Source organism: Dictyobacter arantiisoli (assembly GCF_008326305.1).
Classification (GTDB): Bacteria; Chloroflexota; Ktedonobacteria; order Ktedonobacterales; family Ktedonobacteraceae; genus Dictyobacter; species Dictyobacter arantiisoli.
On record NZ_BIXY01000003.1, the window covers coordinates 50,293 to 72,812 of the forward strand.

General features: G+C 48.9%; 15 protein-coding genes, 4 tRNA genes and 2 rRNA genes. 9 read left to right on the forward strand and 12 right to left on the reverse strand.

Going from position 1 to position 22,520, the window contains the following annotated elements; translation table 11 throughout:
- Positions 1–254 precede the first annotated feature (254 nt).
- Positions 255–329: transfer RNA gene (locus F1593_RS01825), tRNA-Gly, on the reverse strand.
- Between the two features lie 25 nt (positions 330–354).
- A 5S ribosomal RNA gene (gene rrf, locus F1593_RS01830) occupies positions 355–471 on the reverse strand.
- A 543-nt stretch (positions 472–1,014) separates the two neighbouring features.
- Here rrf (F1593_RS01830) and F1593_RS01835 point away from each other — a divergent pair.
- The 6 genes from F1593_RS01835 to rrf (F1593_RS01860) all read left to right on the forward strand — a co-directional run bounded on the left by F1593_RS01835 (position 1,015) and on the right by rrf (F1593_RS01860) (position 4,455).
- Positions 1,015–1,089, forward strand: a tRNA-Lys gene (locus tag F1593_RS01835).
- A 357-nt stretch (positions 1,090–1,446) separates the two neighbouring features.
- Entirely contained in the window at positions 1,447–1,842 is a 396-nt protein-coding gene (locus tag F1593_RS01840; RefSeq protein ID WP_268906995.1) for a response regulator, read from the forward strand.
- 120 nt (positions 1,843–1,962) lie between these two features.
- On the forward strand, positions 1,963–2,217 hold the full coding sequence (locus F1593_RS01845; protein ID WP_149399766.1) for a YtxH domain-containing protein: 255 nt from the start codon (positions 1,963–1,965) through the stop codon (positions 2,215–2,217).
- A 200-nt stretch (positions 2,218–2,417) separates the two neighbouring features.
- A complete protein-coding gene (larC, locus tag F1593_RS01850; RefSeq protein WP_149399769.1) occupies positions 2,418–3,221 on the forward strand; it encodes a nickel pincer cofactor biosynthesis protein LarC in 804 nt (267 codons plus the stop codon).
- A gap of 359 nt (positions 3,222–3,580) precedes the next feature.
- Positions 3,581–4,126, forward strand: a complete 546-nt coding sequence (locus tag F1593_RS01855; RefSeq protein ID WP_149399771.1) for a DUF1326 domain-containing protein — start codon at positions 3,581–3,583, stop codon at positions 4,124–4,126.
- Positions 4,127–4,338: 212 nt separating this feature from the next.
- Positions 4,339–4,455: ribosomal RNA gene (rrf, locus tag F1593_RS01860) — 5S ribosomal RNA — on the forward strand.
- A gap of 287 nt (positions 4,456–4,742) precedes the next feature.
- Here the strand turns inward: rrf (F1593_RS01860) and F1593_RS01865 are convergent.
- On the reverse strand, positions 4,743–5,441 hold the full coding sequence (locus tag F1593_RS01865) for a TetR/AcrR family transcriptional regulator (protein WP_149399773.1): 699 nt from the start codon (positions 5,439–5,441) through the stop codon (positions 4,743–4,745).
- Positions 5,442–5,725: 284 nt separating this feature from the next.
- Between F1593_RS01865 and F1593_RS01870 the strand changes: the two genes are divergently transcribed.
- Positions 5,726–6,712: an alpha/beta hydrolase gene (locus F1593_RS01870; RefSeq protein ID WP_149399775.1), complete on the forward strand. Its 987-nt coding sequence runs from the start codon at positions 5,726–5,728 to the stop codon at positions 6,710–6,712.
- Between the two features lie 207 nt (positions 6,713–6,919).
- Here the strand turns inward: F1593_RS01870 and F1593_RS01875 are convergent, their stop codons facing one another.
- From F1593_RS01875 to F1593_RS01910, 8 genes are all read right to left on the reverse strand, one after another.
- Entirely contained in the window at positions 6,920–7,555 is a 636-nt protein-coding gene (locus tag F1593_RS01875) for a DUF4870 domain-containing protein (RefSeq protein ID WP_149399777.1), read from the reverse strand.
- 348 nt (positions 7,556–7,903) lie between these two features.
- Entirely contained in the window at positions 7,904–10,498 is a 2,595-nt protein-coding gene (gene lon, locus F1593_RS01880; RefSeq protein WP_149399779.1) for an endopeptidase La, read from the reverse strand.
- Between the two features lie 76 nt (positions 10,499–10,574).
- Positions 10,575–11,870 carry an ATP-dependent Clp protease ATP-binding subunit ClpX gene (gene clpX / locus F1593_RS01885; RefSeq protein WP_308482512.1) on the reverse strand — a complete coding sequence of 432 codons (1,296 nt, stop codon included), beginning with the start codon at positions 11,868–11,870 and terminating at the stop codon, positions 10,575–10,577.
- Between the two features lie 49 nt (positions 11,871–11,919).
- Positions 11,920–13,353 carry a trigger factor gene (gene tig / locus F1593_RS01890; protein ID WP_149399781.1) on the reverse strand — a complete coding sequence of 478 codons (1,434 nt, stop codon included), beginning with the start codon at positions 13,351–13,353 and terminating at the stop codon, positions 11,920–11,922.
- A gap of 341 nt (positions 13,354–13,694) precedes the next feature.
- Positions 13,695–13,769 (reverse strand) — tRNA-Gly (locus F1593_RS01895).
- Between the two features lie 34 nt (positions 13,770–13,803).
- Positions 13,804–13,886 (reverse strand) — tRNA-Leu (locus F1593_RS01900).
- 195 nt (positions 13,887–14,081) lie between these two features.
- Complete coding sequence (locus F1593_RS01905) at positions 14,082–15,686, reverse strand: serine/threonine protein kinase (RefSeq protein WP_149399783.1); 1,605 nt, start codon at positions 15,684–15,686, stop codon at positions 14,082–14,084.
- Between the two features lie 43 nt (positions 15,687–15,729).
- Positions 15,730–16,578, reverse strand: coding sequence for a DUF4397 domain-containing protein (locus F1593_RS01910; protein WP_172631788.1), 849 nt, complete (start codon positions 16,576–16,578; stop codon positions 15,730–15,732).
- 340 nt (positions 16,579–16,918) lie between these two features.
- On the opposite strand from F1593_RS01910, the gene F1593_RS01915 reads away from it, so the two are divergent.
- Positions 16,919–18,145, forward strand: a complete 1,227-nt coding sequence (locus tag F1593_RS01915; protein WP_149399787.1) for a helix-turn-helix domain-containing protein — start codon at positions 16,919–16,921, stop codon at positions 18,143–18,145.
- Between the two features lie 34 nt (positions 18,146–18,179).
- Here F1593_RS01915 and F1593_RS01920 read toward each other — a convergent pair whose 3' ends face one another.
- The gene (locus F1593_RS01920) at positions 18,180–20,225 is read right to left on the reverse strand and encodes a polysaccharide biosynthesis tyrosine autokinase (protein WP_149399789.1); all 2,046 of its coding nucleotides are present in this window, start codon (positions 20,223–20,225) and stop codon (positions 18,180–18,182) included.
- Between the two features lie 520 nt (positions 20,226–20,745).
- Here F1593_RS01920 and F1593_RS01925 point away from each other — a divergent pair.
- Positions 20,746–22,500 carry a tetratricopeptide repeat protein gene (locus tag F1593_RS01925; RefSeq protein WP_149399791.1) on the forward strand — a complete coding sequence of 585 codons (1,755 nt, stop codon included), beginning with the start codon at positions 20,746–20,748 and terminating at the stop codon, positions 22,498–22,500.
- Positions 22,501–22,520: the final 20 nt, after the last annotated feature.

A 22,520-nucleotide genomic window follows, 5' to 3' on the forward strand; every position in this document is an offset into this window, starting at 1 on the left:
ATAGAAATATATTACAAGTTGACAACGATCGATTTTTAAGGCGGGGACAGACGAATAGAGTAACCAAGGAACGCCTTGCAAATATCTGGTCTATTATGACATAGACGCTTTTGATTGATTGCTCTTTTGCCTTTATCACCTATAAGTCCTATATAAATTCGCTACTACGCGTTACTCCTGCTGAGTTTATGAGAAGGCAGGGCATATTTCTCTTATTGTGGGCATAAAAAAACGCCATCTTATTAGATGGCGTTTGGAGCGGGAGACGGGATTCGAACCCGCGACATCTTCCTTGGCAAGGAAGTGCTCTACCACTGAGCCACTCCCGCGAATGATTGCCCGTGTGGGCAGGTGAAACGGCGATGTCCTATTTTCCCACGCAGTTGCCCACGTAGTATCATCGGGGCGGAAGAGCTTAACTACCGTGTTCGGGATGGGAACGGGTGTGCCTTCTTCGCTAGAATCACCGGTTCGCCTGCACATACAAGCGTTTCGTTTCGACGTGGTTTATAATAGCAGACCCTATGAATTCTGTCAACACTTTTAGCCAGCAATTTTTGATCATCTCCAAAATTCATAAATGCCCCGTTCCTCGTACAGGCATCTCGCCCTACCGCCCTATCTGATCCCCATTCTCTCCTGTTCGGGTACGGTTGCGAAGCTTCAGAGGTTAGGAATCGTACGGGTTACAGAGCACGGGCCTGCGCTGCGTTTCGTGCTGTGCCTACATTATTGAACATTCTAATCTAAAATTACTGTCTACTTGTGATTGTTACAAATGACGGTATGACACGCTTTTCTTTGGATAAAAAGACATCTTTTGTAAACGTGGATATCGCAGGGCAAAGCCTTAGAGCAAGGTTGAGCTTGGATGAGAAGGCGCTTGAGAGGCGGATCTACGCCACGATTTTTTTACGAATTTTCAAAAATGGATCAAAAAAGCTCAAAATTAGCCCCAAACCCTCTTGCATTGCAGTGGTAGATGCACTATAATAGGCAACGTCAAACACACATGAGCGTGTAACTCAGTGGTAGAGTATCCGACTTTTAATCGGGTTGCCGTGGGTTCGAATCCCACCACGCTCACCATTTTTGTAACTACATTGGTCTTTCACCTGTCTCCATTGTTTAAAAAGCAGGTTAGTCTTGCAAGCGCAAGCGTTGAAAGCCCGGTGTAGTTTTTTTTATTTGTATTCCTGACAATTTTTGTAACGTATTAAAGAGTGACACTACTTGCGACCACCTATCGAATCTCTCTACTAGAGAGATTCAAGTAACAGGTAGAGCTTGCTCATGCCCTTGTTTCAATGCCTTGTACCGTGATACACTTACTGACAGCACACGAGAGAATAGTTCACGGCGAGTGCTGGCTGGTAGAGTGTTGTAATAGCAATAACAGGAGGCGGTGCCACCGGGCAGTTGCGCGGAATCTGGTGCTGATTGGATGTGACAAAACGCATACTTGTTGTCGATGACAGAAATGAGCTCCTTCACCTGATGCGTCGTGTATTGGAAGATGAGCAGTATCAGGTTTCTATTTTGCAAGAAGGAAAAGACGCTTTTAGTACAGTCAAAAGCATGATACCAGACCTGTTGATCTTGGATCTGAAACTGGGCGATATGTCCGGACAAGACGTCCTCAAACAGATAAAAAGTGATTCCGCCATTGCCGACATTCCTGTGATTGTCTATACCGCAGCGGTTCTGGAGGCTGAAGAGGTATCACGTTCCATTGAGAGCGAGCCTCAGTTCTATAATTCTGTTCATTTATTGCGTAAGCCATTTGAACTGACGGCTTTATTAGATAAGGTCGAGGAACTGCTGGATAATTCGGGCTATTAATGATGCACAAGTGCTACCTGGTACGTACATAGAGTTGAGGGAAGCTCATTATATACAAACCCTCAAGGTCTTTTACTTCGGTTATAGGCTATACTGAATGAAAAAGAAAGGAATCGAGCTATGAAATTTATATGGGGCTTGGCTCTGGGCTTTGGCCTGGGTGTTGCTGCTGGTTTATTGGTTGCTCCTCAAACCGGTGAGGAGACACGTACACAATTGAGCGAGCAGGGAATTCAATTACGTGCCAGTGCTTTTAATGATGATATCCGTACTCGTGCTCAGGAGGCATTAGTTCAGGGGCGTGATCTCTATGCACGAACCAAAACGGAATTGAATGATCGTTATACTCGTGCCAAATCCGGTGGCGAACTCTAGACATATTCCCCAATCTAATATCCCGGTGGCCTGTTACTCGACCCTGAGTAGCGGGCCTTTTTTGTGTGTATTGAAGAATGTGATTATGGAATGTATATCCCGCGAGGGTGTGGTCTATGATATGGTGTAAAATAGGCGGTGGAGCCCACTATTCATGGGTCAATCATCGTTAAAGATTAATAGAAAGAATTGACGGTACCATGTCAGAAAAAATAGCCTATCTGGATTGTCATTCGGGTGTGAGTGGCGATATGTTGTTGGGAGCGTTTCTGGATGCCGGTCTTTCCTTTGAGCTCTTACAGGAAGAGCTCCAGGCGTTGCCAGTGAGGGGTTATAAGCTTCATCTCCATCCCTACATCGATCAAGGCATTACGGGATCACGTTTTGAGGTTGTGCTTACCGATCAGGAACAGCCGACGCGAAGCTTTACAGAGATTGCTGCGTTGTTAGCTGATTCTCATCTCTCTGCCTATGTAAAAGAGACTGCAACGGCTATTTTTCGTACCCTGGGTGAGGCTGAAGCGGCGGTCCATGGAGTTGTGCTGGATGAAATCCATTTCCATGAAGTGGGTGCGGTCGATGCGCTGGTCGATATCGTCGGCAATACTATTGCTATCGAGTCGCTGGGTATCACCCAACTCTATGCTTCACCCTTGCCCCTGACACGCGGTCATTTGCGTATGGCCCATGGACTGATGCCCGTGCCCGCACCGGCCACATTAGAGATTCTCAGCGCCGTCAAAGCCCCCTGGGTACCAACACCCATCGAAGGTGAACTGGTTACGCCTACAGGGGCCGCTATCCTCGCCACACTCGCCCATTTTGATATGCCTGCTATCTCCATTGAGCAGGTCGGCTATGGTTATGGACGCAAACATATGATCTGGCCTAACTGCCTGAGGGCCTGTCTGGGCACCGCTTATGGCCTCTCAACGCATCATTTTGAGCACAGCCACGACGCCGAGCACGAACATGAGCATCATGAGCATCCGCATACACATTAGCCCCGAATTTATTTCCCTGTGATTGAGAGAGAGGATGGAAGACGTAGGTGTGTGCCAGGGCCGTACCTCGGCTGCGGCCCTGGCACACACCTACGTCTTTGTTCATTATTCCTTTTATTTGAGCGATATTGCCCTTCACGTGTGGTTGCTACGGGGATTTGACAATCCCCCAGCTGTTAGGGTATGCTTGTAATGCATGAATGTAATAGTAAAATGCTCTAAAGCATCCTGCATAAGTCTCAAGAAAGCAAGCTGATAACCTGCTTAAAGAGAATCTTAGTTCGTCTTTGTTGTGTGTCCAGGGAGGTCAGAGCCAGTTCACATTTGTGTTCAGCTTGTAAACAAGGAGACCGGGGACCATGAAGACAATCGTTCAGTATCCTATCAGTGGTGAGGCCTTTGGCGCGCGTGGTTGTTCCTCCTGTAGCTGTAGTCCCTGTGATTGTAATCCCTGCCAGTGTGGTTCCAGCCAGCTACCCAGCTATCCAGACTGGCGTGTCAGTGGTTTTGTTATCTCCAATGGTGTCATCGATACCGTTGATGTCTCGCAGCTCGTGATTCTTGGTCTTTCACGACCTGTAAATCCCAATCAACACGCCACCTGGCAGGAGATTATCCTGATATCTGATACTGCCACCCCACAGCAAATCAACACCATACTCGCTGCCTTTGAGCGTGTGCTGCATAGTATGCCAGCCGAAGTAGTCGCGCCGCCGTCAGCGCATCGTACAGTGTATCAAACCCATCTGGTATATACATCGCATGGGGATGCAGCCACGCTCCAGGTAGATTTTACCTTTCGTAATGCGAAAATGGTGCGTGCCGGTGACGGCATTATCTCCTGGCAGCCCTGGACATATACAGGGCCAATGGCCATTCGTGGTCAATTCGATACCCAACGTTAACCGAGGCCATACGCTGCTCCGCTTCGGCATACAATGAATGTGGAGCAGCACGATCCTGCTTATAGCGTTTCCTTCCTCTACGCAAGAAATGATTATTGGAGAGAATGATTTTTTGCTATTGGAAATATTGGTCTCAAAAAAGCTTGACTTTTGGCTCTACTTCAGGTATTATTATTTATGTCGTCAAGACAAACACCTGTTTGTGCAGGTGAGCCGGTGATTTTAGCGAAGAGGGTACACCCGTTCCCATCCCGAACACGGTAGTTAAGCTCTTCCGCCCCGATGATACTACGTGGGCAACTGCGTGGGAAAATAGGACATCGCCGTTTCACCCGCCCACACGGGTGTTTTTTGTAGCTCAAATATCTCCCTATTTCCTCTGGTGTTTCTACTTTGAATTGATCGTCTTTCTGCATCACGCTCGCCGAGGTGGTGCGTTCTCTCGCAGGAAAAGCAGAGCCAAGAGCGTCAGAAAATGGTCGTTATAAAGAGCGAAAGAATGAACTAAGAATCCTTGCCATATCCCAATGTGTGAACATGCTTGTAGAACCATGCTGCTACAAGCACGAGTTGAGTTGTTTACTCTTCAGGGTATTTACCAGTTGCGCAAGAGCCTTCAAGCCAGAGGAGGCTCCGGCTGATCGTCGTGAGCCTGGTTGCGGGGAGAGCGAACAGACACGCCCTTGATATAGATACCTCGTATTCCTTCTAAGATCTGTTCTGGCGTATACCCTCGCTTCTGCCGTTGAAAGAGATAGAGGGCAGGATCGGAGGTTGCAATGAGCGCATCGGCGGTGTAGATGGTGTCCAGCGGCGCAAGTTCCTGCTGGGTAATGGCTTCCTCAAGCAAATGCGCGATGAGGCTATGGGAGGCACGATAGTACTGCGTGCTAAACTTCATCTCTCGCTTCTCAGCAGACGATGTATCCATGATTGCCACCAAAAATAATCCTTCCTCCTCGATGAAGGCAATGCATTTGTGGAGGACGCTGTCCAAGCGCTGTAATGCTGACCATACTTCTCCATCCTGGGCATAAGCCTGGATCTCCTCTACGAATCGCTGGGCGCTCTCATTAAGCAGATCCAGAATCAATTCACCCTTATGGGCGTAGCGGCGATAGAGCGTTCCCTGACCAACGCCTGCTTCCCGGGCAATCTGATGCATACTGACATCCTCAATGCCTCGCTCGGCAAACAACTGCCGAGCCACCCGCAAGATTCGCTGGTCAAAATCGGCTGCCTGACGCCGTTCTGGCCTCCTGCGCATCCCTGCTTCTTTTTTGACGACTCGTTCCTGTCGTCTCCCTGTTTCCATAGCACCCCTCTTTATATGATCTCCTCTTGACAAGGGGACAGTTGTCCTTTACAATCTACCTATTGAGGACAGTTGTCCTTCTATGGAGTATAAGACCTCCCGCGACCCTCGTCAAGCGCAGATGAAGTTTGATGCATGGTGCAAAACAGCGCATGTATTTGTCTTGAAGGTCCGGGACACGGTATAGCACGCTCGTGCTCATACTGAAGACGGCTGCCACATGCCCTGTTTTCCGTCTTTCCGTCATTAAGCACGAGGAATACGAATGAAGGAAGGAAGATACATTGACGACCAGACATCTTGTTGATCCTGAGCTTGCTGCTATCCTTGACCAGATTCCTGCCCCAGTATTAACCGCAGAAACTCTGAGGCAGATACGCGCCATGAGTTCCCGGGCATCTGCGGACTTGCCCCAGTTTTCTGTTCTTTCCGTGAGCGAGAGCTTCATCCCCGGCCCAGAAGGGGCACCCGATGTACGGGTGCTGGTCTACCTGCCGACCTCGGTGCAGGGAGCGGTCCCAGCCCTGCTCTGGATTCACGGGGGCGGGTATATTATGGGTTCGGCTGACGCAGAAGATCTCACAGTCAAAAGTATCGTGTCAGCTCTCGGGTGTGCTGCCGTTTCGGTGGACTACCGTCTGGCCCCTGAGACGCCCTATCCTGGTCCGATCGAGGATTGTTACGCGGCCTTGAAATGGCTCTCTACTCATGCCGACGAGCTGGGCATTGATCCGAAGCGGATCGCGGTTGGGGGTAGCAGCGCCGGAGGGGGGCTGGCTGCTGCATTAGCGCTCTTGACGCGCGATTGTGGGGAAGTCTCCCTGGCGTTCCAATTCCTGCTCGCTCCCATGCTCGATGACCGCACGTGTGCGCTGGCGAAACCGCATCCATACACGGGGGAATTCATCTGGACGCCAGAGGCCAACCGTTTTGGTTGGACCTCTTTGTTGGGCCAGGAACCCGGGGGGCCCGATGTTTCGCCCTATGCTGCGGCGGCACGTGCTGAGCATCTGGAGGGCTTACCTGCCACCTTTCTCTATGTGGGTGCTCTCGATCTATTTCTGGAGGAAGATCTGGAGTATGCTCGCTGCCTGATGCGAGCAGGCGTGCCAACGGAGTTGCACGTCTATCCTGGTGCCTACCACGGCTTCCGTATGGTTGCCGACGCCCAGGTGACACAGGTTGCCGAGCGAGATCTGTTGGCTGCTTTAAAACGCGCGTTTGATCTATCCTTCCGCTCAAACGAGCACCCTCAGACCTCTCATTCCTGAAACCCAAAAATTGGCGTCACGAAGTGCGAAGTTGTTTATCCAGACAGCCCTGGCCCAGACGCAAGGGCAGGATTCACTGCTTGCTAGCGCTCGTTGAGTTTCCCGCAACACTATCGCATATAAAACAAGTAGACAGGCATATTAGCGCCTGTCTACTTGTTTTATATGCGATAGTGTATCTCTACCGATGGAATTTAGCGGCCAGAACTATAACGTTGTGGGCCCCTGGTTGGCATATTTCTCTGCCAGATTACCGATAAAGGGGAGCTTGAAGTACTTGCCCTGGAAACCATTCACGACCAATACGATCCAGACGATAAAGGAAGCCAGGCCCACCAGTCCAAGCAAGCAGCCGAATGTCGTTCCGAGAAACCCTGGCATGCCGCTCAGAATACGCAATAGGCCGTCTATTACGATCACCGCTACAGCATATAAGATTGATTGCATAGCGTGGAAGCGCACCATACGATTTTTCTTTTCCATCAAGAAAATGATGAGCCCTGAAATCCAACTGAAGAGATAACTGAGGCCGCTGGCAACATTGGAGCTCATACCAATTGAGGTCTCCTGATTGCTTCCGAACTGGTTAAAAGGATTCTGTTGACCATAAGGAGCCTGCTGCTGACTATAAGGGCCCTGATTGTAGTTGGGTTGCTGATAGCCTGGTTGCTGGTAGCCACCTGCAGGTGGTTGATAGCCCTGCTGACCATATCCTGGTTGTTGGTAACCGCCAGCGGGATTACTCTGGGGCTCTCCTTGCTGACCACTATAGGGATCTGTGGGCGGGGGGGTTGGATTGTAGCCGCCGTATTGTCCTGGTTGATTTGGATCTTGATAACTCATGATAACAATCCTCTCTTTATCCTTGCTCTATAGCGTAGTAATCCTCGCTGACGGATGGTAAGAGTCCGTTCTTTTGCACATTAAACGCAGGTATATTGCATCTTTAGTGCCTGGCTTTCTCATTCGAACAAACGCGGTATTTCACAACTATTAATTTGCATTTATCGATGTGTAAGCCATCACAGATAATAAGAACAGCTATAAAAATAAAGCTATGGCTATGATTGCGTGTTTTCCTGCTTTAATGTTCGCGAGTGGAGAGACCGTTTACTGTTCAGTCTCTCCAATATTAATTGTACTACTTATATAACGCACGAGATGGCCATTTATCCAATATCAGATGACCATTTATCCGATATCGTGGTCATCTTCTTTTGTATGTGCGGAAGGGAAAAATTTATTTGTGGTTGGATCGGGAGGTGGAATGAAGAATTTCTGTGGGTCCGACTCGTGTTCCATCTCTGTTTGCTGAGAGGTGGGTGGATGGATGTGCCGTCCCTGCTCTTGCGCGGCAGCAGATTGCTCGGGCGCGCTGATATGGGTGTTATTATTTTCACTGCTTGCTTCGACTGGCGCTGGCAACAATGCGGCCTCAATCACTTGATCCAGGTTATCGACGAGGGTAAAGTGGATTTGCTGGCGAATTTTAGCCGGGATGTCCTGAAGATCTTTCTGGTTGGCGGTTGGAATAATCAGGGTATGAATATTGGCCTGTTGCGCGGCCAGGACCTTTTCTTTGAGTCCACCAATCGCTAATACGCTACCCAGCAGGGTTACCTCACCGGTCATAGCCATATCTGTGCGGACGGGTCGGCGTGTCAGTGCCGAGACAAGAGCGGTTGCGATTGTAATGCCTGCCGAAGGGCCATCCTTGGGGATACCACCTTCGGGCAGGTGAATGTGCAGATCATAGTTATCCTGGAAGCCAGGATCAATATCCAATTCATCTGTGCGTGTGCGAATGTAGGAGAGGGCGGCGATCACCGACTCGCGCATCACATCGCCCAGTTGTCCGGTAAGGAGCAGTTCACCTTTGCCTGACATGGTGACGACTTCAACCGGCAAGAGTATCCCGCCCATCTCGGTCCAGGCCAGTCCAATGGCAGCTCCGATCTGGGTACGCATCAGCGGCGGCGCATTGGTATAGCGCGGAGCACCCAGATATTGTTCCAGGTTATGGGTAGTCAGACGGATATGCGTATTGGGCTTCTCGAGCACACGTCGTGCCGCCTTGCGACAGATGCTGGCTAACTGCCGTTCCAGGTTACGCACCCCCGCTTCACGGGTATATTCAATCACTACCCGTTGCACGACTGTCTGGGGAATACGCAATTGTTCAGATGTCAGCCCATGTTCTTGTAAGACCTTCGGTATGAGATGTTTCGTGCCGATATTGACTTTTTCTTCCAGCATATAGCCCGGCAGATCCACAATATCCATGCGGTCGGCCAGCGGTCGTGGAATCTGGTATTTGATATTGCCGGTACAGATGAAGAATACTTCAGACAAATCGAAGGGCAGCTCGAGATAGTGGTCGGTAAAGTTACTGTTCTGCTGAGGATCGAGCACTTCGAGTAGCGCAGCCGCAGGATCACCTCGATATTCCGAGGAGAGCTTATCGATTTCATCGAGCAGGAAGACTGGATTGCGTACTCCGACGGTCTTCATACTCTGGATGATACGTCCAGGGAGCGCTCCAACGTAAGTGCGGCGGTGACCGCGTATTTCAGCCTCATCATGTACGCCTCCCAGGGAGATGCGAGCAAACTTACGGTTTAACGCTTTCGCAATAGATTGTCCCAGGGAGGTTTTACCGACGCCCGGAGGTCCAATCAAGCAGAGTATCTGTCCCTGGCTGATCTGTTTCGTATTTCCATTGCGCTGGGCGACCTGAATGCGGAGCTCACGTACGGCCAGAAATTCAAGAATACGTTCTTTGATGCCTTCCAGACCATAGTGATCCTGATCCAGGATGTGGCGTGCACTCTCAATATTAAAGGTTTCTTCGTTGCGTTCATTCCAGGGCAGAGCTAATACCCAATCGATATACGAGCGCATCACCGACAATTCGGCAGATTGAGATGGCGTGCGTTCCAGACGGTCAATCTCTTTGCGAACCTTGAGCTCGGCTTCGGTTGGGAGATGTTTTTGGTTGAGCTTGGCACGCAGTTCATCTGATTCGGATGAGGTCTCCATGCCCAATTCTTCCTGAATCGCACGCAATTGTTCACGCAGATAAAATTCTTTCTGTGAACGATCAACCTGCGAACGCACCCGGCTCCGAATCGTCGTTTCTAGCTCTAGAATCTCAATTTCATTGCCCATGATCACACAGATCTTTTCCAATCTGTCCATAGGATCAAGTGTTTCCAACAGATCTTGTTGCTGGGCCATATCAGTGACGACATGGGCAGCTAACGTATCGGACAGAAGCGGAGGTGTTTTGAGGGCGACAATGGAATTGATATCTTCAACCGAGAAGCGGCGATTGAGCTGTGCATAACGCTCAAAGAGGCTGGTGGTATGGCGTACCAGCGCATCGGCCTGAGCACCCGTTGTCTGAGGCTCAGCCAAATCAGAGACGTGTGCACGTATAAACGGTTCGTGATCCACATACTCATCAATTGTAACGCGATTAATACCCCGGATTAACACCTGGAGGGTGCCATCCTGTTGACGGTGCATGGTCACGACCTCAATCAGCGTCCCTGTCCCATAGATATCTTTGGGTTGTGGGTCATCAATTTCGATGCTACGCTGTGTTGCGGCAACCAGGATGTGCTCGGGCTGCATCATTGCTTCTTCAATCGCACGAATAGTCTTCTCGCGAGCTATTGGAAGCGCCTGACGATTATGGGGAAACGCAACGATGCTTTTCAACGCCATTAACGGATACCCATCATTTAACTTTTGGACTACATCCTGGCGTTCTTGCTCACTCATTGGTTTCCACCTATCTTCTAACTGTTCAAACCACAGAGATTACATAAGCTCTACGAAAAAAACAGATGAGCCTGCATTAAGCAGACTCATCTTCAGAATAGGTTGTGCTACGCTCGCCACGTGTTACCAGAAGTGGCTTATTATGAGAGTTGATTACATCCCCATTAATTACGACTTTTTTGACATCAGCACGAGAAGGTATCTCATACATAATATCTAACAGAACATCTTCAATAATCGTGCGCAAGCCACGAGCGCCAGTGCGTTGTCGCAACGCACATTCAGCGGTCGCTTCCAGTGCATCGTTATTGAAAACCAGTTCAACGCGATCAAGCTGCAAGATTTTCTGGTACTGCTTGACGATAGCGTTTTTCGGTTCAGTCAAAATACGGATGAGCGCTTCTTTATCCAGCGTATCCAGAGCGACCTCGACGGGGAGGCGACCGACAAACTCAGGGATCAAGCCGTATTTGAGCAGATCATCAGGGATAAGCTGGGTCAAAACGGTCTCTTTCTTCTCTTTTGTCGCAGCCTTATCTTGCTCTTCCTTCCCAGAATTGCGGAAGCCCATGGACTTGTTACTGCCGAGGCGTTGCTCCACAATCTTTTCCAGACCTTCAAAGGCACCACCGCAGATAAACAGAATGTTCGCTGTGTTGATCTGAATAAAATCTTGGTGTGGATGTTTGCGACCACCCTGTGGTGGTACATTTGCTACCGTGCCCTCAATGATCTTCAGCAATGCCTGCTGAACGCCCTCGCCCGACACATCACGGGTAATCGAAGGATTGTCCGACTTGCGAGCAATCTTGTCGATTTCGTCGATGTAGACAATACCACGCTCCGCTCGAGCTACATCGAAATCAGCCATCTGGATCAGGCGCAACAGGATATTCTCGACATCTTCACCGACATAGCCAGCCTCTGTCAGGGCAGTTGCGTCAGCGATACAGAAGGGAACATCCAGAACTTTGGCGAGGGTCTGAGCCAGAAGGGTCTTACCGCTACCGGTAGGGCCAATCATCAAGATATTACTCTTGCCCAGTTCCACGTCATCGACCTGCATTCCCACGCCAATGCGTTTGTAGTGGTTGTATACCGCCACTGCCAACGATTTCTTAGCACGTTCCTGCCCGATCACATACTGGCTGAGTTGTTCGTAGATCTTTTTTGGGGTTGGTAGCTTGCCTGTCTGAAGGCGCGGCTTGGCAACGGTGGCTTGCTCTTCTTCGATGATTTCTCGACACAGATCGATACATTCATCGCAGATGTAGACACCGCCAGGGCCAGCGATTAATCGCTGGACCTGATCCTGGCTTTTGCCACAAAAAGAGCAACGGTATGTCGTACGCATATTCTTTGAGTTTGCCACTTCTGTCACCTTTCCTGCATGTACAACACAGCACCAGATGGTTGCACTTCTACTCTACTGTCTCCGTTGTTTCGTTGCCTGGTAGAGATGTTGCTGCCTCAGATTCCTCGGCTTCATTTTCGGTCGCCTCGGTCTCTCCAGCAATGGCCGCTGCTTCAGCGTTAACTACCGCAGCGTCTTCCTCTGCAACCTCTTCGCTTTCTTCATCGGGATCAGGATCAGTTGTTAATTCGAGCAAGCGCGACAAGGTTTTTTCGCGGCGGAAGCTAATCATGAGTGCGCGGATCTGTTCTTCCGTACGAGGAAGGTTTTGTCCGATCTGTTCGTAGGCATTAAATAAAGCCTCGATCTCATTTGCATCAACCGTGATGTTTTCTTCGCGTGCCAGCTGTTCCAGGACGAGTTGTTGTTTGACGCGCTCCTTGGCCTCAGGATGAAGTTCCTGATGATACTCCTCGTGCGTCTTGTTGACCATTTTCAGATACTGGTCCATATTGAGGTGCTGTTGCTCAAGCATATGCCCGAACTGATGCTCCATCTCATGGACTTCTTCCTCAATCAGAGTCGGGTGAATTACGAACTCTGATTTCTCGATAAGCTCTTTGAGGATCTTATTGCGTAATTCTTCAGTGTTGGTCCGTTTTTTCTGCTCCAGGATGTTGTCGCCAAGGGCTTTACGTACGTCTTCCAGGGTGTCGAACTGATCATCGCTTACTTTTTTCGCGAATTCATCATCCAGAGCAGGAAGTTCTTTGGTTTCTACCAGGTGTAGTGTGACATCATAATTCGCTTCTTTACCCGCCAGCTTGGTATTGCTGTAATCTTCTGGGATGGTGGTGGTGAATGATTTGCTCTCACCGACCTTCATACCGAGGATATGCTCATCCATACCTGTGAACAAGCCCTTGCGGTCATTTGCGATCTCAAACGCATTGTCTTTCAGATCGGAAATCTGTTGCTCACCTGAGGTCAATTTCAGATCAGCTTTAATGCGATCTCCATACTCAACAGGGCGTTCAATGCTCTTCCACTCGACCGAGCGGTTCTGGAAGGACTCTAATTCTTTCTCAACCTCTTCTGACGAGACAGTTACCTCTTCACGCTCAAAATGCATCGACTTATAGTCAGCTAATTTGACCGGAGTCACAATGGGCACGACCAGGCTGAAATGGTAATCCTTCTCCATCTCGAAGGCAGGAGCATCCAGGGTAGGTTGTGAAATTGGCGTGAGGTCATTTTCGGATAAAGCGTTTTTATAAGCCTCTGAGATCAGTTCATCAAGGCCCTCTTGATAAATGTACTCTTTCCCTACGCGGCGTTCCAGAATGGCACGTGGAGCTTTCCCACGGCGGAAGCCCTGGATATCAACTGTTTTGACTAACTTTTTATATGCCTTGTCTGATGCCTTTTGCACTTCGTCCCATGTCAAATCTACATTCAGGACGGCCTCGCTATTTGGCAATTTTTCTACAGAGACCTTCACATTTCCTCCAACAGATTGTTCTTTGTTGTATTTTTATGTCACTTGACAGTGTTAAAACTTTTTGCGAAGCTGCACTTCACTTTAATCCAGAGATGTGGCCTGCCGAGCAGGTACACTGCACTTATCTGAACAATGGAATTGCGCTATTTGAGAATAAGACCGCGGGAAGCGCAGAGAGGCAATCACTATCCATAGACCACCCCACAGCAGAAGTTTGCATGTACCGCATAACCAACATATCTGTATACTTTACAAACGCGTTGTGAGCTACGTCTGATGCAGTTTGCTATATGCGCTTACCATAGAGGGCAGCCTCTCGGATGCCCTCTGTCTAGATAAGTTGGAGCGGGAGACGGGATTCGAACCCGCGACATCTTCCTTGGCAAGGAAGTGCTCTACCACTGAGCCACTCCCGCTTAACTGCGTCACTATTATAATACATTTTATAAGTGGGCGGTAAGAGACTCGAACTCTTACGGTTCATCACCAACAGATCCTAAGTCTGCCCTGTCTACCAATTTCAGCAACCGCCCTTAATCCTTACAAATAGGAGACACTGGTCCCCACGTGTGGATAATACATCAGTAGCTCACCGGATGTCAAGATAAATTGGTCTCTTTTCCTCTAAAGTCACCGTTTATTCTTATCCATACAGTTGTGTCCTGCCGATATGGGATATATTTGACGGTCCTTTTGGGCCATCTTTCTTTTATTATGCTTCAGTTTAGCTAGTGTTTAACATTAAGATAGGCAACAGCGGTCCAGGAGCCATAATCTTCTTCTGTCTGTTGGGCTTGTTCGTAGATTTGAAAACCCTGCCCGGCGATTACTCCTCCCAGGGTACAGGTGCCAGCAAACTTGATACTCTCTCCCGTCGTTAAGAGGACTGTAAACTGCATTGCCCCTTGCTTATTGATGCTGCCTCTGAAGTGACCTTGTTGGCCCTGCGCCTGAAATTGTCCGGTGAATGTATTCTGATGTTGCTGTATATTGAGGAGCTGAAAGGAGCTTTTCCCTAACGAGAGGCCCGCATGTTCCATGGTTCCTCTATAGCAAGAGGCCAGCAAAATGGAATAGCTATCTGTACTATTCGATGCCGCATAGTCTGTGCTACAAAGGGTGTTATCAGGGATGGCCGTGGCCGGTATTTTAGGCGTCGCGCGGCTACCATGATTGGTTTGAACTAGCGGAGAGGATGTATGGTGCTGACCGATGTTCATCAGTAAGAGATCCATGATTCCACCAAGCAGAAGCAGGATCAATAAGGACCGTATCATTATTGTGCGCCGTTCCAGGCGTTTTTTGGGAGGATGATAGCCATAGTGCAGCCGTTGTGGCCTGGATGCTGCTTTTTTTTTATTGCCTGCCGCTTGTTGTGGTTCGATAGCGTAATGTGAGGTCGTAAGGATTGCAATATCTTCCTGGGATAACGCGGGCTGATTGGCGGTCAGAGCCTGACTAATCTGTTGAGTGGCGGGCTGGACGGCTGCGATTGTTAGTTCCTGCCAGAATTCTTCAACGGTGGCGTAACGCTCTTCAATCGCGAGGCTCATCGCTCTGTCAATGACGCGCGAGACCCTGGAGGGGATGCTCGGGCAGATGTTATGGGCCGCTATTAATGAGTTGCCTGGTTGCCGCTTCATCATACGCGTCATAGCGTCTACGGGCACGCGGCCAGTTAAGAGAGTATAGAGCGTTGCGCCCAGGGCATAAATATCTGTGCGTGTATTCGTGCCCTGACCATATTGTTCTGGAGAGGCATAGCCCGCTGTCCCAAAGCGGAAGACGCTTGTTGTATTGCCTTCGACATATTCTTTTGCCAGACCAAAATCGACAAGCATGGCATCCCCGGTGCCGATGGGAATAATAATATTTGATGGCTTGATATCGCGGTGAATAACAGGCGCTTTCTGATTATGAAGATAGACCAGGGCATCGACGATAGGCGTCAGGAGCGTTAGTGTCAGGGCCAGCGAGAAGCGCTTTTCAGGCTGCTCGCGGCGTAACACTTCAAGATTTTTGCCCTCAATATAATCCATAAGCATATAGATGCGGTTATTTCTGGTATCTTCGAAGACCTGATACACCTGTGGAAGTGAGGGATGGGAGAGACGGCGCATTAATCTGGCCTCATAGGTGAGTTGGCCACGTTCCTGAGAACTGGGATTAATAAGTTCTTTGAGGGCATAGCGTGTCTGCTTGCCATGACGTTCACGGGCGCAATAGACGGCACTGAAGCCACCCTGGCCGAGCAACGCTTCGACAACATATCGCTCACCTGTCAGACCCTGTATGACAGTTCCTGGCGGGAGCGACATTTGTTCTTGTAGCACACAACACCTCACATGTGTGGACAGATAAAGGAAATGAGTTTATTTATGCGCTTCGTCTGAAGTGGCGTGTTATTCCCAGTCCAAGCAGTCCAAGTAAGGCCATTGCCAACAACCAGATAGGCGATGCAGGGATGGATGTGGGAGCAGGCATGGCATTTGGATCACTCCCCGTCTGTGGCAGGCCCGGTATGCCCTGTGTGGTAGCTGCCACTAACTGGGCTTTGGGATTCCCATGGAGCATACCAACCGCAAATACGCTGGTGACTGTATTGGCAGCCAGGGTCCGGGGCAGGGTCATCTTCTCATTTGAAGATGGCATCGTAAACGCAAATGTACAGGGACCACTATCGACAGTTACATAATCACTGTTATCCTGATACGCCATATCTTTGATGGTTGTGTCTTCTCCAATTGAGACCGTAATGGTGCCTGCATCAGGAATTAGATGATAGATGCGCACCTTTGAATAATTGGCAACGACTCTGTTGTCATCGACAAAGACCTGGAGATTAAGGGTTTGTGGGCTCGCACCAACGGCGGCAATTGTGTATGCCTCGCCAGCCTGAACCGGTAATGTTTTTGTCAGGGCTGCAGCTCCAATGCCTTTGCCAACCAGGGCAATCTGGACTTTGTGGTTACCGGCGGGTAACGCCGCATAATCTGTGACCGAGGCAAAACGAAAACCATTCAAGAAAGGCTTACCATCGACGAACACATCCGCTGTTCCCACAAAAGGTGAGGCATGAATCACTCGTACATATGACGTACTCTCATCTGCCGATGCCTTAGGAGATGAAAGCGCGCAGAAGCTATACAGGCTAACCAGACTAGCAATGACTACCATGAGACCATAGCGATACACATACTTATTAAAATGATGAGGTCTATCCATCGTGCTACCTTCTCTACTTGTGTAGTGAATAATATATATAAACAAAAATAAATAACTGAAATGAAATATATAACCATAGTATGCAATAAAATTCATGATTATGAAAGGGCTTTCCGGTGATGAAGTGGTTAAGAAGGAGCGACGTTTGTATATTAAAAAAACCAAATTTTAACCGATTTTTTGTACTATGCTATTTATGGAGTCACATACATAGAGGCTTTGTACCATAAAACCTGAATCCTGTAGTAAGGACAGGATATGGTTGACTATCTTGCTACTTGACGTACTTCACAAATGGGATTATAACAACGGCAGATATTACGTGCTGGGCGAGGAGAATATGGGAAAACCGAATGAAATGTTGCGAGCTGCTCGAATGGAAAAGCATTGGACGTCTCAGTTTGTAAGCGAGCAGGTAGGGGTAAGTTGCCATACCTATAATCGTTGGGAAGCCGGTGTCCAGATGCCACGTCCGGCGTCTCTGGAGGCTCTCTGCACTGTTTTTGCCTTACCTCCTGAGGAGTTGGGCTTTGCTCGACCTGTCGTTTCAACACGGAACTGGCAAAGACACCACTCTGTGTTGCTTGAGAATTCCTCTACAGATGCTTTTGAAACACCAGGTAATGGTGTGGGGGATGCTGAAGATGGTGGGGATGCAGAGGAGGATAACGAGCAAGACCTTTCCATGCTGCTAGCAAGCCGGGCCCTGGGACTTGCCTCGTGCTGGCACAGCTATATGGCAGGCGAACAACGCGAGCTTGAGAGTCTGCTTCCTACCTATATTACACGCCTGATCAAGCCGACGCTCATTCCTGGTCCTGACCAGAAGATGGCCGCCAGTTTGATGTCCCAGGCCTATCAACTGGCGGCGCTATTAGACTTACAGCGTGGAGATTTTTCAGCGGCGCAAACCAATGGCACGCAAGCCCTGGTATATAGCCAGCTCTCTAAAGATTGGAATGTGTATGTCGCTGCCCAGATCCGTATGGCGACGATTGTTGCCGCGCGTAAACGTGTCGGGGCTGCTTTAAGTGCCTATAATGATGCATTGCGTTGTGTAAACACGAACAACGACCAGATTTCTCCTATTCTGCATAGCTGGATATTTGCCGGACTGGCCGAGATTCAGGCGGCTATGGGGCGTGATGCCGAATCGCTCCAGCTATTAAAGCTTGCCGTGGCGGTTTTCCCAGACCGACCCGAGGAAGATGCATGTATTGCTTATGCATCCTGTGATCGCTCGCTACTCTATCTCTATCAGGGATTAGTTTTTTTGCGCCTGGGGCAGCCTCGCCTGGCCTGGGAAGCCTTCTCACAGGTGGATGATATGAAGCCTGCACCCCCGGAACGTATGCGGGCTGAATTTTTAAAATATCGTGCCTATACCTCCCTTATTCTCGGCAATATGATTCAATGTTGCATCTATCTGGAAGCGGCTGCTAAAGTAGCTCAAACGATTAATAGTGACCTTGTCTTGAGTGAAATTTATACACTGTATGAAGATATGCTTGCGATCTGGGGCCAGGAGCCGCGTGTTAAGGCATTGGCATTACTCTTTCAGCGTTGACGCGGCATCTGCTGGTCCGGATATGTCAGTTGTCTCAGGTAAGCTGCTCACGGCTGTGTTCGCCTGTATAGGTTTGTTTGAATTGTTGCAAACTACTGCCCCGGGTACGTGCGGTATGGCTGGTATGCGTTGGCAATTTCTTCATGATCGGCAATTCCAACGAGGTCTGGAAATTCCGCACGGTCTCATCATCCTCCAGGGTTTCCTCTTCCAATTGCATGGATGGAATACGGAGTGTCGCGTGCTCTGCTCTCTCTGTGTGGATATATTCTCCGGTTGTTGGCTCTTCGGGCTCTGGTACTTCTCGTGACATCAGGGATTGAAACTGGTGCGCCGTAGTGTTTTGAGCCGTTGGTAAGGTTAATCTGGTCTGCACGGAAGTTATGGATAAGCTACTATTGTGCCAGGGTGGAGGCGTTTCTGGCAATTCCATTGGCGGTAAGCTGATATGATCTGCTAACATTTGGGATGTTTCTGGCAGGGTCCCCTGGATTTCTGTTTGCTGTCGCTGCTGTTTTTTGACGTAAAAGTAGCTGCGATGGCGCGATTTGTGTTTGGTCAGGACGGTACCTATTACAGGTGTCTCGAGCTGTTGTAGTGTCTGGCTGGCATGTTGCAGTTCCTCGGGTTGTGTAGTGTTGGCTGCAATTGTCAGAAGGCTGGCGTCGGCTACGGTGGTCAGCATATGGGTCATACTTCCTGTATCAAGTGGCCCGGCATCAAAGATGATCAGATCAATCAGTTGAGGTAATGAGCTATAAGAATCACTGTTGTGTTGTCCGAGAAGCCATTCTTTAAGCTGAACCAGATCTGATATGAGGTTTGATGCTGGCAGGTCTGGCTCTACACAGGTTGGACCGCAGGGGAGCAACCAGAGATTGGGTAGATAGGTTTTCCATTGTGCCAGCCAGGCTGCTGGATAGAGTGCAGGTTGCTTATCAAAATGGCGTACATCACTCAGGCTGGTCGTCAGTCCATAGGTGTCTGGCAGGTTGAAGATAGTATGCAAGGCTGGCTGTTGGATATGCATATCAACCAATAAGACGCGCATACCTGTCTGGGTCAGATGAACGGCCAGTTGTGAAGCGGTCGTTGTTGTACCGCTTTTACGTTGCAGACTGGTACAAAGCAGGGCTGATTGGCCTTTATGGAGTACCTGGAAGCGGATACCCATTACTGTATAGGCAGTACGAATGTCTTCTAGCTTCTCCAGCGAGAAATCCAACAGTTGCGCGCCTTGCGTCAGCGAGCGTCGATAGGGAATTTGTCCCAGAGATGCTAAATCAACTTGTTGATAGATATCCTCTGCAGTTTGAATAGCTGTATGTAACCAATCCCATAGCAAGGTCAGAAGCAGCGTCAGCGCTAAACTGATGGCTGCTGCCAGGAGCGTGTTGTGTTGGATATCAGGTGCGATGGGTTGCTGTGTAGCGCTGGCTGCCCGCGGTAAACTCAATAGTTCTGGCACATGGAGGTTCTCAAACTGTAGCTGGTTATACTCAAGCTGTAACTGGCTATAATGGCTTTGCTCACTGTCCAATGAGCTTTTCTGCTGTGTGGTCGCTGTTTGTTTGGAGTGGATAGCCAGCTGTTGACGTGTATTGGTTATCTCTTGCGAAATATGGGCCAGTGTGACCTGTAATTGTGTGCCCTCTTTTGTGATCTGGATATGTATAAAACTGTTGGCGACTGCATTGACACGCTCTAATGCCTGATGGATAGAGTTGCCCCGGGCATAAATCATTAGGAACTGTGTTTGATCGATTGGCGAGCTGCTGATGGCTCCGTTCAACTGATCCACAGAGGTTCGGGACACTGTTTTTGTTGCCGCCTGGAGCACATCTGGACTGGTAACTAATTGGGCATAATCAGCCGTCTGTATCTGTACGTTGGTACTGCTATCGCCAGTATTGGTGCTCAATGGCGTGACTTTTACCAGTATGCTTGCTTGATAGGTGGGAGGAAGATACACACTGACGACGTACGTAAGGCTGGTACAGAGAGTGATACACGATAGTATCTGTATGCTATGGTGTCGTATCACCCAGGCGTAATGTCGTAAGGTTGCATGTAGAGACATAGAATTTATCTATCCTTCCTGACTAAAAAGCTGACTGGTTGAGGCTGGTGGATAGGTCTGGTGGATGTGGTAGGTGCTGATCGATAGTGGTTGCCCAAGCATTGATCTATTCCTCCTCCCTCGCAACATAATGGCTTGCGCTTTATTTTCTATCGAATGCTAACGTGCATCATTCGATAGAATAGTAAGCTTAGCATTAAATCTATTTCTCTCTATATCATAAAACATGCTTTGCATTGAAAGATAATAATAAGTACTTTTAGTTTTTATATGTATATTTATTCATTATTGAGAAGCAATATTCATGTTTTTGTCATCTTTCAGGATAACTTAAGAGAGGATAGCGCGTAACTGGCTTTTTGTGGTAACCTGAAGAGAGCTCGAAATATTTGATTGGTATGATTGACAAGCAGCAAGGCACAACATACAATCCATATGAGAAGATTCTAGTTTTTATGCATAGAATGCGCAGCCGGGAGTGATCCCTCCCTTTTCGCTACTTGTAGGATGTTATTTCCGAATGAAAGATGCTAATGAGCGGCGTGCGACCGCTGATTCTCAATTTGCGTTGGGTATGACCTACCGTAACTCTAACAATGATGATTCACAAGCTCAACTGGTACAGGCCATCACTTGTTTTCAGTCAGCTTTAGATTTATATTCCCTGGATACTTCGCCTGTTGAATGGGCAAAAACGCAACAACAACTAGGTATTGCTTACCGTGATCTGGCCTTGAGGGGTGAGCAGCAGAACCTGAATAAAGTTTTTGCGGCTTTGCAGGCTTCATTAGAGGTGTTCACACGCGAGGAAACGCCACTAGATTGGGCTTTGACACAATATGAGTTGGCACTAACCTACTTCCACGTGCTGGGAAGTAGCCGTCGCGTATCGCTCTTCAAGGCATTGTCGTGTTTACAGGCATGTCTGGATGTGTACGGCTACGAAACTTTTCCTATGCAGTGGGCTGCGGTACAGTATAACCTGGCCAATCTCTATTGTTTATTGCCAACTGATGATCGCTATGCGACCTTGCGTAAAGCTATCACCGCCTATGAAGCTGCCCTGCGTGTATATACCAGTGAGGGCACTCCGCAGGAATGGGCATCGGCGCAATACAACCTTGCCAATGTGCATGCCTTCCTGCCTGGAGGTGAGCGGCAGACCAATCTTGAACGGGCGATTACCCATTACCAGGCGGCCTTGCAGGTCAACACACGCGAGCAATATCCCGATCTCTGGGCCAATATCATGCAGAGTATGGGCAATGCCTATCGCAATATGCCCGGTGATGAGAGTGAAGAAAGCCTGCACTATGCCGTGGATTGTTATGAGGATGCTCTGACCATCTATTCACGTGAACACACACCGTTGGATTGGGCCGCCATCTATACCAATCTAGGTATTACCTATAACTTGATGTCGAGTAATGACGAGCAATCCCGTTTGGAACAGGCGGTTGCTTGCTTCCGTGCCGCGCTTCAGGTCTACACTCAGAACGCGTATCCCACCGAGTGGGCTAAAACTAATAATATGTTGGGTCTGACTTATCTCGATATGCCGGAAGGAAATGAGCAAGAACAGCTAAGACAGGCTATTAGCTGTTTTGAAGCAGTATTACACATCTATACCTTTGCGCAACATCCGCTAGCCTGGGCCAGCGTCCACTATAACCTTGGGCATGTCTATATATTAATACAAGAGCCGGACGAAGACGCCCATCAGATGAATGTGCAGAAAGCCATTGCATCCTTTGAATCGGCACTCCAGGTCTATAATCGTAAAGATACGCCTTATGAATGGGCGAAAACCCAGAGCGATCTGGGCAATGCCTATAAAGAATTGTGGTCTGGCGAACGCTTTGCTCATTTGCAGCAGGCTATCTCTTGTTATCGTGCCGCGCTTCTTGTCTATGCGCGTGAGAACATGCAGGATGAATGGGGCGCGACACAGGGAAACCTTGGGCATGCCTATTGGAGTATTTCGAATGGAGAACGGCAAGAGGATCTTGAAAGCGCGATTGCCTGTTTTGAAGAGGCACTCCAGATCCAAACACCAGATTTGACACCGCACGAATGGGCCTTTAACCAACATTATCTTGGTCAAGCCTACGCCCATTTAACGCGTGGTGAGCGTGAGCAGAACATACGCCACGCGCTCTCCTGTTATGAACTGGCGCTATCTGTCTATCGACGTCTCCATATGGAGATGCAGATGCTTACCATTCAGCGGGATATCGCAACTGCCCGTAAACTTCTCACCACCCGATATATGTAAACCTCATGATCCCGAGAAGT